This window comes from Actinopolymorpha sp. B11F2 (assembly GCF_040195635.1).
Lineage (GTDB): Bacteria > Actinomycetota > Actinomycetes > Propionibacteriales > Actinopolymorphaceae > Thermasporomyces.
In genome coordinates, this window is record NZ_JBEFTX010000017.1 from 1 (window position 1) to 12,315 (window position 12,315).

The following is a 12,315-nucleotide window of genomic DNA, read 5'->3' on the forward strand; positions in this document are numbered from 1 at the left end:
TCATCGCGAGAACTCCTTCAGAAGCACTGTGGAAGGTCTTCCAAAGGATCACGCGATGACCGCCCTACACGTCTACGACACGCCCATCACCGAGCGCCTGCCGTACACCACTTTGCTGGACGCCACTGTTCTGCTGCGGCTTTTGTACGCACTGCCATGTGTCGAGCACACGAGCAGTGCGACAGTAATAGCAGTCGTTGTGGTGTTAGCGGTAGAGCGGCTCGTCCGGTGAATCGAAAGTTCCCAGCGGAGCCTTCCACAAGATCTCCTCGGCGCGAACCAGAGCGATGATTACGCCGAGCAACCCTCGTCGGTGCCATCGGGGTCACCTACCGACGACTGTCTCACCGACCCAGCGGGTCTTGCTGGACGACGCCACGGACCCGCCCTGGCTGGGACGAATAGGACGCTGGGCTCGGAACGATGCCGGATAGAACTACTCTGAACCGGACATAACGACTGCCCGGTGGCCGGTGGCCAAACCCTCGGATCGCTTGGGCATTCGAAGCTCAAAGGGTCAGCGATCTCGGAACGCCGCCGAGCGCAACTGTCTTGGCTGGGGAGAAAGCTGACACCGGAGTATGGAGGTTAGCGGCCAGGTGTCAACCACGTCAGCTTCTGCTCATATGGGTATCGGTTGCATACGCGGTTGACAGCAGATAGTGTCAATGAGGTCAGTACCACGCTTGTGGAGAGTTAGTTAGAGGCGCAGGTGACACCAACTAGGGCGATTCCTCGAGCTTTAGCGCCGGTCGTGACGGAGCTGGAGCTGTCTCGCCCTGCCGTTGTCACGAGTCGCCTTCTCAGCGATCTTGCCCGCTCGGCGGGGTTGTCGATGCCGGGGGAGCAGGTTGCTGCCCGCTTGCGCGCCTTGGGCTGGCTGCTACCGCTTCGGACCCGCGGGGCCTGGGAGTTTGCCCCGGGGGATCGTGCCGGCCCGTTGTCCGGCGGCGACACGTTCATCGAGCTGCGTGCAGAGCTGGCCGTACGCCCGGATCTTCGGATTGCGGTGGGCTACGAGTCTGCGGCCTTTCTGCGAGGGCTGGCTTCGCGCCAACCGGGCCGGCAGGTGATCGTCACCGCCCCCGGCACACCACGGTTGCCGGCGCTGCGTGCCTTCCGGCGCGTTGAGCTTGACCTGCCCGACGCTGCCCATAGCCAGGCAGATGGGCTACCGGTCCAAACAGTCACCGCGGTGCTGGCCGCGATCGCGATCCGCCCGGACGGTTTTGCCGACTGGCCCGGACTCGCCGAATGGCACACCAGTGCCGCGAGTGCGATCAACGTCGCCGACCTCCAGACGTTCCTGGCAGGCCGTGGCGCAGCGGCCTGGGCGCGAGCCGTCTACCTGCTCAAAGCCGGGGGAAACCTCACCGTCGCAGAGTCCATTTCCGCCAACGCACCAGCCGGCAACGGGCCGTTCTACATCGGACCGCGACGGCCAGGTGGCCACTTCGACGCGGCAACCCGCATTATCGACACCGTGGTGGCCCGATACTCCACTGCGCACCAAGGAAGCTGACATCCCGATGGCTCTGACTCGTGGGCACCTGTTGCGTCACTTCCAAGGCCGCACCGGCGGCTTCTACCCAGCAATGCTCGACGTTGCCCAAGACCACCTGCTCGCCCATCTGTACGGCCAGGGACTGTTCGATCTTGGGCTGGTGTTCAAAGGCGGGACGTCGCTACGAAAGATGCGGTCTGGCGCCGGGGGACGATTCTCCACGGACCTGGACTTCTCCACCACCGAACCGGATGTCGCATCGCTTGTCCTCGAGGCTGTAGACGGTGCTCAAGTCGGCCCGTTCACCTTCACGGTCGCCAACCGTGACGAAGCCTCCGGTCGTGCCGACCTGCATATCGTCGCGCCTTTCGGCCCTCAACCAGCGCAAACCGATGCGACTAGCATCGACCTCCCGGCCAAGGTAGAGATATCGTCCCGTCCACCGTGGCTGCCGTTCGAAAAGATGCCGTTCCTACGCCTCCCGGTGCACGCTAGCTACGACATCGCTGACCTGCCCGCGTTGCCCGTCGTGCGGGTAGAGGAAGCCATCGCCGAAAAACTTGCACGCTATGCGCGGGTGCCACTCGCCCGAGACCTGTTCGACCTCATCTGGTACGGCCACGCCGGCGCCATGAACGAACCACTCATCCGTCGACTCTGGGTGCTGAAGGTCTACAACGACCTAGTAATCGAAGGCCGCTGGTCCAAACGACGCTTTACCCCCTCCGCCATCCTCACGCCACGTGCATCACACGACATTGACGACGAGAACATCGGCTACCTCACCCAGCCCATCGACATCGACGGCTGGGAGAGAGAATTTCGCCGCCGCTACCGGTTCCTCGTCGACGTCACTGCGGAGGAACAAGTCTGGGCTGAGTGCCATGCTGGCCGCCGCTACGAGTTCACCCAACTCATCGCCAGCCTTTCCAGCGGCTGAGAATCCACCCTCACGCCACACGGCCCGACTCCGTTCGCTTTGCTACAGAAAACACGGGGACGTCTCTGGGACGTCCTGTCCCGACCAGGACGTCTTCAGGCGGCCCGGGACGCGGTGGAACGTCCCGCATGCCGACGGTTGACTAAACGTCATGACCCTCATTACTGACGCCCAAGCCACCGCAGCACGTCTTCTGCCACCACTCGGTGACCGGTGGCTCCACGGCCAAGCCGTCGGCGCCCAGGCCGCCGCGATCGCCAAGGCCGTTCCGCCGCAAGACCGCGAACTTCTCGTCGCATCCGCCTGGCTCCACGACATCGGCTACGCCACCGACCTGATCCAAACCGGATGCCACCCGATCGACGGTGCCCGCTACCTCGAAGGCGAAGGCTTCCCACCGCGGCTCGTCGCGCTGGTGGCGCACCACTCGTGCTCCCGTATCGAGATCGGCATCCGCGGGCTAACCACGGAGCTGCGGTGGCCCCAGGAGGACAGCCCGGTCGCGGACGCTCTCGCCTATGCCGACATGACCACGGGGCCCCAGGGTCAGCGGTTGACCTTCAGTGAGCGGATAGCAGAGATCCTCACCCGCTACCCGGCCGGTAGCGAGGTGTATCAACACAATGTGGCCGCGAAGCCGCTGCTCGCCGGCCATGTCGCTCGCGTAGAAGACCGCATGGGAGCCGAGGACCAGTGAGGTGCGTGTCCGCCTCGGGTTCAGTGAATTGCATCCGCCGGGGGAGAGGTCCGAGCGGAGGCCAGGCGGATCAGTCGTGGCGGGCCGTGAGCCGCATCCCCGTCGTCAGACAAGGCCGGCACGGGTGCCACCACCGGTCCTCACCGTCGACGTCGGGATCGCCGCCGAAGGTAATGCCCTGGCCCATGCAGCGGCTGCACAGTGGTCGCGGCCACCAATCCCGGTTCGGTTTGTGCACGTCACGGAGGTCCCGGACACGATGTAGAGCGGTCTTCATCGCCTCGGTGAGGTCTGGCCATGCGTCGGCGTCGGTGGGCTCGGGAACGAGCCGCTCGAAGGCATCGAGGGCTTCGTCCAGCTGCGCCGCTGAGGTCTCCACAGAGGGGCGGTGGGCCGACCGCGGGTTCAAGATCGCCTCACAGCCGCTGGTTCTCCTCGAGAGGGGCCTGTCCACTCGGTCGCCAGGATGCTGTAAAGCACCGAGTCGCGCCAAGCCCCGCGTTCGTGAAGACATGATCGCGGATTTGGCCCTCGCGCGAGCGGGCGATTGAGCTGGGCGTGCCCGCCGATGCTGTGCTAGTCGAACCCGCGGCCACGAACACTGGGGAGAACATCACTTTGTCCCGGCAGCTCCTCGCCGACGCCAGGATCGAAGCAGCCAACGTCATGGTGATCTCCATGGCCTACATGGAACGACGTGCCTACGCCACCTGCGTCCGACCGGTGGGTGGTCCTCGACAATGTCCAGTTCGTCCGCCGGGTCTACCAGCATCGATGTCGCGTTGGCACGCCGGGTGTCCCGGAAACTCATCAGTGGCTGTCGCTGCCTGTGCACCTGCCGGACGGGAGGTCCACACCCATCGACCGCGTCACGCTTGCTGATCCGAGGACAGCTCGACGACGCCTCGAAGGCATGCTCACCCAGCACTACGGTCGCGCCCGACACTTGCCGAGAGTCCGCGATGTCGTTCACCAGCTCACAGACCTCGTCGGATCGACCGACCGACTGGCCGACATCGCTCTCGCGTCCACAACAGCAGTGCTCAACCTTCTCGACTGGCCCGGCACCGCCGTATCCAGCAGCACCTTCGACGTCAGCCAAGAACGGTCTGCCAGACTCGCTGACCTCACCCACGCAGTGGGGCAGGTGACCTACCTGTGTGGAACAGGTGGAGCTCGGTACTTGGACGAGTGGCCCTTCCACCAGCGAGGAATCCACGTCGCCTACTGGCAGCTGCCGGCGGCGGAACCTCACTCGATATGGGTCGACGGTCGCCGACTGACCAGCGTCGCTGCCATCGTCACCCATGGGATCGGCCGAGTCAAAGCCGCGATGGAAACCGCTACGGCTGGAAGCGGTAGCCCATACCCGGCTCGGTGATGAGGTACTTCGGGTGGGCGGGATCGGGTTCGAGCTTGCGACGCAGCTGCGCCATGTAGACCCGGAGGTAGTTGGTCTCGGTGGTGTATCCGGGACCCCACACCTCCTGCAGGAGCTGGCGCTGGCCGATCAGCCTGTCGGGTGCCCGGACGAGTGCCTCCAGCAGGTGCCACTCGGTGGGGGTGAGGCGTACGTCGGATCCTTCCCGGCTGACCCTCTTGGCGGCGAGGTCGACGGTGAAGGCGGCCGTCGTGATGACCGGCTCGGCGTCTTCGCCGGGCAGGCTCCTGCGTACCGCCGCCCGTAGCCGGGCTAAGAGCTCGTCCATGCCGAACGGCTTGGTGACATAGTCGTCGGCGCCGGCGTCGAGCGCGTTCACCTTCTCGGTGGAGGAGTGCCGGGCGGACAACACGAGGATCGGCACCCGCGCCCAGCCGCGCAACCCGCCGATCACCTCAACGCCGTCCATGTCCGGCAGTCCGAGGTCGAGGACGACGACGTCCGGATGCTGGCGCGCGGCGACGTCGAGGGCGGTCCGGCCGTCAGGGGCCAGGTCGACCACGTAGTCACGGGCGCGGAGGTTGATGGCGAGAGCGCGGGCGAGGTGCGGATCGTCCTCGACGACGAGCACGCGGATGGCGTGGTCGCTCACGCGGGCTCCAGCTTCGCTGCGAACTCGCGTGCCGTGCTCATCGGTTCGCTCGCTCCGCTCACTCACGTGATCACTTCCGTTGCCTCGGCTGGTTCATCGATGAGGGTGTCGGGGCTGCGCCCGGGGGCCGGGAGGGTCAGGACCAGGGTGAGGCCACCTCCTGGCGTGTCCTCAGCGTCGAGTGAGCCGCCGACGGCTTCGGCGAAGCCGCGCGCCACGGCCAGACCGAGCCCGACACCGGTGCCGGAGGGTGCGTCGCCCAGCCGCTGGAACGGCTCGAAGATGCGGTCCTTCTCCGCGTCAGGTACGCCTGGACCGCGGTCGACGACCCGGATCTCCACCCGGTCGCGGAGGACGCTGGCGGTGAGCAGGACGGGCGTACCCGCCGGGTTGTGTCGTACGGCGTTCTCGACGATGTTGGCGATCGCGCGCTCGATGAGACCGGTGTCGACCCGGACCGTGGGGAGGTCCTCGGGGAGCGTCACCTTGACCGAGTCTGGCGGTACGCCGATGAGGGCGGCCGGGACTACTTCGTCGACCCTGACCTCGCGCAGCACCGGGCGCACCGCCTCAGCCTGCACCCGGCTCATGTCGAGCAGGTTGGAGACCAGCCGGTTGAGCCGGTCGGCGGAGTCTTCGATGCCGGCGAGGAGTTCGGCCCGGTCGTCCTCGGACAGTTCGACGTCGGTCTGCCGGAGGCTGCTCACCGCCGCCTTCACGCCGGTCAGCGGTGTGCGCAGGTCGTGGGAGACAGCCGCGAGGAGGGCGGTACGGATCCGGTTGGCCTCCGCGAGCTTTCGGGCGCGGCCGGCCTCCTCGGCCAACCGGCTACGTTCGAGGACGACGGCTAGGTGGTCCGCGAAGGCCCCGAGCACCCGCCGGTCGGCGGCCGGGAGCGCCCGCCCACGCAGGGTGAGGACGAGGGAGTCGGTGAGGGCGGCGTCGGCGTCGGACTCGGCCGGGCTGCTCGCCGGGTCGGCACCGACGCTTCCCAGGCAGGTCCAGCCGTCGCCGTCGCCTGCAGAGCGTTCCAGCAGTGCCGCCGAAGTCATGCCGAAGGACTCCCGAGCCTGCTCGAGCAGTGCTTCGAGGGCGCCTTCACCACGCAGGACGTTGCCCGCCAACGTGGACAGGGTCGCCGCCTCCGCGTTGGCGCGTGCCGCCTCGGACGTCCGCCGGGCGGCGAGGCCCACGACCGAGGCCACCGCGCCGGCAACCAGCGGGAAGATCAGAACGGCGAGCAGGTGCTCCGGCCTGCTGATGATGAGCGTGTGGTACGGCTCGGTGAAGTAGAAGTTCAACAGCAGTGCGCCGACCACCGCCGCGACCAGCGAAGGAAGAACACCGCCGATCAGTGCGACACCCACGGCGAGGGTGAGGAACAGCAGCATCTCGGTGGCAAGGTCGTGCGCGTCCCTGGTGGCCGTGAGTCCGGCGGTGAGCAAAGGAGGACCGAAGACCGCGAGCAGCCAGCTGCCTACCAGTCGGCGCCGGCTGAGCTCCCTTCGCGGCGGCACCAGTCGGCCTTTACCCACGTGTTCGTGGGTCACCAGGTGGACGTCGATGTCACCCGAGCGGGGGGTCACCAGCGACGCGACATCGGGTTGGAGCAGGTGCTGGAAGCGGTTGCGACGGCTGCTGCCCAGCACCAGCTGGGTGGCGTTGACTCCGGTCGCGAAGTCGAGCAGAGCGCTGGCAACATCGTCACCGACGACCTGATGGTAGGTGCCGCCCAGGCTTTCGACGAGGGTACGCAGCCGGCCGAGAGCACTGGGTGAGGCGTCGGCGAGCCCATCGCTGCGGGCGACGTGGACGGCGAGGAGTTCGCCCCCGGCGCCGCGGGCAGCGATCCGGGCGGCACGGCGGATGACGGTCTCGCCCTCGGGTCCGCCGGTGAGGGCGACCACGACCCGCTCCCGGGCCGGCCATGGTTGCTCGATGTGATGGTCGGCGCGGTACTTCACAAGGCCCTCGTCTACCCGGTCGGCGAGCCACAGGAGGGCGAGCTCGCGCAGGGCGGTGAGATTGCCGGTACGGAAGTAGTTGCCGAGGGCGGCGTCGATCTTCTCCGGCGGGTAGACGTTGCCGTGGGCAAGTCGGCGGCGCAGCGCCTCAGGCGACATGTCCTCCAGCTCGATCTGGTCGGCCCTGCGGACAACCTCGTCGGGGATGGTCTCCTGCTGCCGGATGCCGGTGATCGACTCGACAACGTCGTTGAGCGATTCCAGATGCTGGATGTTGACCGTGGTGATGACGTCGATGCCGGCGTCGAGGATCTCCTCGACGTCCTGCCAGCGTTTGGCGTTGCGGGTTCCCGGGATGTTGGTGTGCGCGATCTCGTCGACGAGCACCTGCTCAGGCCGCCTCCGGATGATCGCGTCCACGTCCATCTCGGTGAAGATCCTGCCGCGGTAGGTGAGGTGGCGGCGGGGCACGAGTTCGAGGCCTTTGGTCATCTGTTCGGTGAGGACGCGGCCGTGGCACTCGACGTAGCCGATCACCACGTCGGTGCCTCGGTCGGCCCGCCGGTGTGCCTCACCGAGCATGGAGTAGGTCTTGCCGACACCCGGTGCCGCACCGAGGTAGACCCGGAGCCTTCCACGCGCCATACCTGTCATTGTCCGCCCCTGCCGGTGCCGGAGGTCCGGCTCAGTCCCCGCCCGTACCGGCGCGCTGCGCGAGGGCGAGGTTCAACTCGACGACGTTGACGCCGGGTTCGCCGAGAATGCCGAGGCTGCGTCCGTCGGTGTGGCGGGCTACCAGAGAACGGACGCTGGCGGTGCTGAGGCCCCGTTCGCGGGCAACCCGGTTCACCTGGATTTCGGCGTATGCGGGCGAAATATGTGGATCGAGCCCGCTCGCGCTCGCGGTGACGGCGTCGGGTGGCACCGCAGATGGCGGGACGCCGTTCTCCTTCGCCACGTGGGCTCTGCGGAGCTTGACGAGCGTGACGAGTTCGGGGTTGTTCGGGCCGAGGTTGCTGCCCGAGCTGGCGAGTCCGTCGTATCCGTCCTCGCCGGCAGCGGATGGCCGCGGGCGAAACCACTCCGGGCCGTCGAAGCTCTGCCCGATCAGCCTGGAGCCGACGACCTGGCCGTCCCGTTCCATCAGTGAACCGGCGGCCTGGTCCCGGAACGCGACCTGACCGACCGCCCACACCGCAAGCGGATAGAGCAGGCCGACGATCACGGTCATGGCGAGCAGCGTGCGGAACGCCGCACCGAGTTGTCGCAGGGTCACTACCACGAAGCTCACCCCCTTCCCGAAATGAGAGTGCCCGGAATGAGTGAGACGACGAGATCGATGAGTTTGATGCCGGCAAAGGGAACGAGGATGCCGCCGAGGCCGTAGACCGCGAGGTTGCGCCGCAGCATGGACGATGCCGACGTGGGCCGGTAGCGCACGCCACGCAGCGCGAGTGGGATCAACGCGATGATGATCAATGCGTTGAAGATCACCGCGGACAGGATCGCCGACTCTGGTGTCTCGAGCCGCATGATGTTGAGCGCGTCCAGGCCCGGATAGACGACGGCGAACATGGCAGGGATGATCGCGAAGTACTTCGCGATGTCGTTGGCGATCGAGAAGGTCGTCAACGCACCCCGCGTGATCAACAGCTGCTTGCCGATCTCCACGATCTCGATGAGCTTCGTCGGGTTGGAGTCGAGGTCGATCATGTTGCCGGCTTCCTTGGCCGCCGACGTGCCCGTGTTCATGGCGACGCCGACGTCGGCAGCCGCGAGCGCCGGAGCGTCGTTCGTACCGTCTCCGGTCATCGCCACCAGCTTGCCGCCCTGCTGCTCACGGTGGATGAGGGCCAGTTTGTCCTCGGGTTTTGCTTCGGCGAGGAAGTCATCGACGCCGGACTCGTCGGCGATCGCCTTTGCGGTGAGGGGGTTGTCGCCGGTGATCATGACGGTACGGATGCCGAGCGCCCGCAGGTCGTCGAAGCGCTCTCGCAAGCCCTCCTTGACGATGTCCTTGAGGTGGATGATGCCGAGGACCCGGGACGTGCCGTCCCCATGTCCGCTACGGCGTTCGGCGACGACGAGCGGCGTACCACCCACGCTGGCGATCTCGTCGACGACGGTCCCTGTCTCCTGAGGCACCTGCCCGCGGTCGGCCTGCACCCACGGCAGCACGGCGCTCGCCGCCCCCTTGCGGATCTGGTGCCCGTCCGGTTGGTCGACGCCACTCATCCGGGACTCGGCCGTGAACGGGATGACGGTCGCACCTGCCAGCTCCCGGCCGCGCAGACCGAACTTCTCCTTGGCCAGGACGACGATCGAACGCCCTTCCGGTGTCTCGTCGGCGAGGCTAGCCAGCTGCGCTCCGACCGCCACCTGCTCTGGGCTCGTCCCGCCTACAGGAAGGAAGTCGACGGCCTGCCGGGCACCGAGGGTGATCGTGCCCGTCTTGTCCAGCAGCAACGTCGACACGTCACCGGCGGCCTCGACCGCCCGCCCCGACATCGCGAGCACGTTACGTTGCACCAGCCGGTCCATGCCGGCAATGCCGATGGCCGACAGCAGCGCGCCGATCGTGGTCGGGATCAGACAGACCAGCAGCGCCACCAGGACGAGGATCGACTGCTGCTGGCCGGAGTAGGTGGCCATCGGCTGCAGCGCGACGACGGCGAGCAGGAAGATGACCGTGAGGCTGGCCAGCAGGATGGTCAGCGCGATCTCGTTCGGCGTCTTCTGCCGGTCCGCACCCTCGACGAGCGCGATCATCCGGTCGAGGAACGTCTCGCCTGGTTCGCTGGTGATGCGGACGACGATCCGGTCGGACAGGACTTTCGTACCCCCTGTCACGGCGGAACGGTCGCCGCCGGACTCGCGGATGACCGGAGCCGACTCGCCGGTGATCGCCGACTCGTCGACGCTGGCGATGCCGTCGATGACCTCGCCGTCGCCGGGAATGACGTCGCCGGCTTCGCACACCACGAAGTCCCCGACGTGCAGCGACGTCGCTGGTACCCGCTTCTCGGCTGCGTCGCCGTCGGCACTGAGCTTGCGGGCAAGGGTCTCTGTCTTGGCCCGCCGCAAGGTGTCGGCCTGGGCCTTGCCACGCCCTTCCGCCACCGCCTCGGCGAGGTTGGCGAACAGTACGGTGAGCCAGAGCCAGCCGACGATCAGCCAGCCGAACAAGGTCGGATCGAGGATCGTCAGCACGGTGGTGAAGGCTGCCCCGACCTCGACGACGAACATCACCGGCGACCGCACCATGAGCCGCGGATCGAGTTTGCCGAACGCATCCGGCAACGACCGCAGCAGTTGCGCGGGGGCGAACGCCCCGCCGGCGACGCGGTGCGGCGGGACCGCCGGCGCGAGCCGCTCCGGACGCAGGTGCCCACTCGCGGCGACGTGGGTGGACGGGGATGCGTTCATGACAGGCCTTCCGCGAGCGGACCGAGGGCGAGGGCGGGGAAGAAGGTCAACCCGGCGACGAGGAGCGTGACGCCGGTAAGAAGGCCGACGAACAGCGGTGACTGTGTCCGCAGGGTTCCCGCCGTCTCCGGTACCGCCCTTTGACTGGCGAGGGCGCCGGCGAGTGCCAGGACCAGCACGATCGGGATGAACCGGCCGAACAGCATGCACAGGCCGAGAGCTGTGTTGTAGAACGGCGTTCCTGCCGAGAGTCCGGCGAAGGCCGACCCGTTGTTGTTGCTGGCGGAGGCGAAGGCGTACAAAACCTCGGACAGGCCGTGCGCTCCGGGATTGAGGATCGACGAACGGCCCGCGTCCAGCGCCACGGCCACGCCGGTGCCAGCGAGCACCAGGAGTGGCATGGTGAGGATGGCGAGGGCGACGAGCTTCATTTCCCGGGCGCCGATCTTCTTGCCGAGGAATTCCGGCGTACGACCGACCATCAGCCCCGCGATGAAGACCGCGAGTACGGCGAGCACGAGCATTCCGTAGAGGCCGGCGCCGACACCACCGGGTGCGACCTCGCCGAGCAGCATCGCAAGGATCGTGACGCCTCCCCCCAACGCGGTGTACGAATCGTGCATCGAGTCGACCGAGCCCGTCGACGTGAGCGTGGTCGAGATCGCGAACACCGGTGACGACGACACCCCGAAGCGGGCCTCCTTGCCCTCCATCGCACCGCCCGCGAGCTGGAACGCTGCACCACGGTGAGCGAATTCGGCTGCGTAGATCGCCGCCACCGAGGCGATCCAGATCAGACCCATCGCCGCCAGGACGGCGTACCCCTGCCTCACATTGCCGACCATTCGGCCGTAGGTCGCCGGCATCGAGAACGGGATCACCAGCAGGAGAAAGATGGTGAACATGTTGGTGAATCCGTTGGGGTTCTCGAACGGGTGCGAGGAATTGGCGTTGAACGAGCCACCGCCATTGGTGCCGAGGTCTTTGATCGCCTCCTGTGAGGCGATGCCTCCGCCCGGCAGGTGCTGGGTGCCGCCGGCGAGGGTCTGAACCGTCGTCGGCTCGGAGAAGTTCTGGATGACGCCGTTCGCGAGGAAGATGATCGCCGCGACGAACGCGAGTGGGAGCAGGATCCGGAGCGTGCCTCGCACCAGGTCGACCCAGAAGTTGCCGAGGTCGCCGGTGCTCCGCCGGATGAGCCCGCGGACAAGTGCGATCGCCACCGCCATGCCAACGGCGGACGACACGAAGTTCTGCACGGTGAGCCCCGCCAGCTGCGTGAGGTGGCTCATCGTCGACTCGCCCGAGTACCACTGCCAGTTGGTGTTGGTGACGAACGACACCGCCGTGTTGAACGCGCCGTCGGGTGGCACCGGCGTCATGCCCATCGACAACGGCAGCCACGCCTGCAGTCGTTGCATCGCGTACAGGAACAACACCGAGACGAAGGAGAACGCCAACACACTCGCGGCGTAGACGCTCCAGCGCTGTTCGGCGTCCGGGTTGACCCGGAGCAGGCGGTACAGTCCGCGCTCGAGGCCACGGTGCCGGTCGCTGGTGTAGACGCGCGCCATGTAGTCACCCAGCGGGCGGTGCACCACGGCGAGCGAGACGATCAGGACCGCGACCAGCACGACCGCGGTGAGACCCGGGCTCATCTAGAACCTTTCCGGACGGATGAGTGCGATGACGAGGTAGATGACCAGGCCGGCGGCGATGATCAGCCCGGCGACGTTCTCGGCGCTCACAAC

Annotated in this window: 11 protein-coding genes and 1 pseudogene; 6 read left to right on the plus strand and 6 right to left on the minus strand. The window is 67.0% G+C overall.

The window, feature by feature from the left end; all coding sequences use genetic code 11:
- Window positions 1-55: 55 nt before the first annotated feature.
- The 6 genes and pseudogenes from ABN034_RS25935 (at window position 56) to ABN034_RS34600 (ending at window position 4,522) form a co-directional block, all read left to right on the plus strand.
- Window positions 56-232: a hypothetical protein gene (locus tag ABN034_RS25935; protein ID WP_349693584.1), complete on the plus strand. Its 177-nt coding sequence runs from the start codon at window positions 56-58 to the stop codon at window positions 230-232.
- A gap of 522 nt (window positions 233-754) precedes the next feature.
- On the plus strand, window positions 755-1,522 hold the full coding sequence (locus tag ABN034_RS25940) for a type IV toxin-antitoxin system AbiEi family antitoxin (RefSeq protein ID WP_349693585.1): 768 nt from the start codon (window positions 755-757) through the stop codon (window positions 1,520-1,522).
- A 7-nt stretch (window positions 1,523-1,529) separates the two neighbouring features.
- Entirely contained in the window at window positions 1,530-2,444 is a 915-nt protein-coding gene (locus ABN034_RS25945; protein ID WP_349693586.1) for a nucleotidyl transferase AbiEii/AbiGii toxin family protein, read from the plus strand.
- 151 nt (window positions 2,445-2,595) lie between these two features.
- Window positions 2,596-3,141, plus strand: a complete 546-nt coding sequence (locus tag ABN034_RS25950; RefSeq protein ID WP_349693587.1) for an HD domain-containing protein — start codon at window positions 2,596-2,598, stop codon at window positions 3,139-3,141.
- Between the two features lie 546 nt (window positions 3,142-3,687).
- A pseudogene (locus ABN034_RS34595) lies at window positions 3,688-3,879 on the plus strand (ElyC/SanA/YdcF family protein); the annotation flags it as partial.
- Window positions 3,869-4,522, plus strand: coding sequence for a WbqC family protein (locus ABN034_RS34600; RefSeq protein WP_502879099.1), 654 nt, complete (start codon window positions 3,869-3,871; stop codon window positions 4,520-4,522). The pseudogene ABN034_RS34595 and the gene ABN034_RS34600, both read left to right, overlap by 11 nt.
- Here the strand turns inward: ABN034_RS34600 and ABN034_RS25960 are convergent.
- From ABN034_RS25960 to kdpF, 6 genes are all read right to left on the minus strand, one after another.
- On the minus strand, window positions 4,485-5,159 hold the full coding sequence (locus ABN034_RS25960) for a response regulator (RefSeq protein ID WP_349693730.1): 675 nt from the start codon (window positions 5,157-5,159) through the stop codon (window positions 4,485-4,487). The genes ABN034_RS34600 and ABN034_RS25960 overlap by 38 nt on opposite strands.
- Window positions 5,160-5,236: 77 nt before the next feature.
- Window positions 5,237-7,783 (minus strand): ATP-binding protein, encoded by a 2,547-nt coding sequence (locus ABN034_RS25965; RefSeq protein ID WP_349693588.1) that lies wholly within the window; start codon window positions 7,781-7,783, stop codon window positions 5,237-5,239.
- A gap of 40 nt (window positions 7,784-7,823) precedes the next feature.
- Window positions 7,824-8,420 carry a potassium-transporting ATPase subunit KdpC gene (gene kdpC, locus ABN034_RS25970; protein ID WP_349693731.1) on the minus strand — a complete coding sequence of 199 codons (597 nt, stop codon included), beginning with the start codon at window positions 8,418-8,420 and terminating at the stop codon, window positions 7,824-7,826.
- 5 nt (window positions 8,421-8,425) lie between these two features.
- Window positions 8,426-10,564 carry a potassium-transporting ATPase subunit KdpB gene (gene kdpB / locus ABN034_RS25975; protein WP_349693589.1) on the minus strand — a complete coding sequence of 713 codons (2,139 nt, stop codon included), beginning with the start codon at window positions 10,562-10,564 and terminating at the stop codon, window positions 8,426-8,428.
- The gene (gene kdpA, locus ABN034_RS25980) at window positions 10,561-12,222 is read right to left on the minus strand and encodes a potassium-transporting ATPase subunit KdpA (protein ID WP_349693590.1); all 1,662 of its coding nucleotides are present in this window, start codon (window positions 12,220-12,222) and stop codon (window positions 10,561-10,563) included. The genes kdpB and kdpA overlap by 4 nt, the downstream gene beginning before the upstream one ends.
- Entirely contained in the window at window positions 12,223-12,312 is a 90-nt protein-coding gene (gene kdpF / locus ABN034_RS25985) for a K(+)-transporting ATPase subunit F (RefSeq protein ID WP_349328917.1), read from the minus strand.
- Window positions 12,313-12,315: the final 3 nt, after the last annotated feature.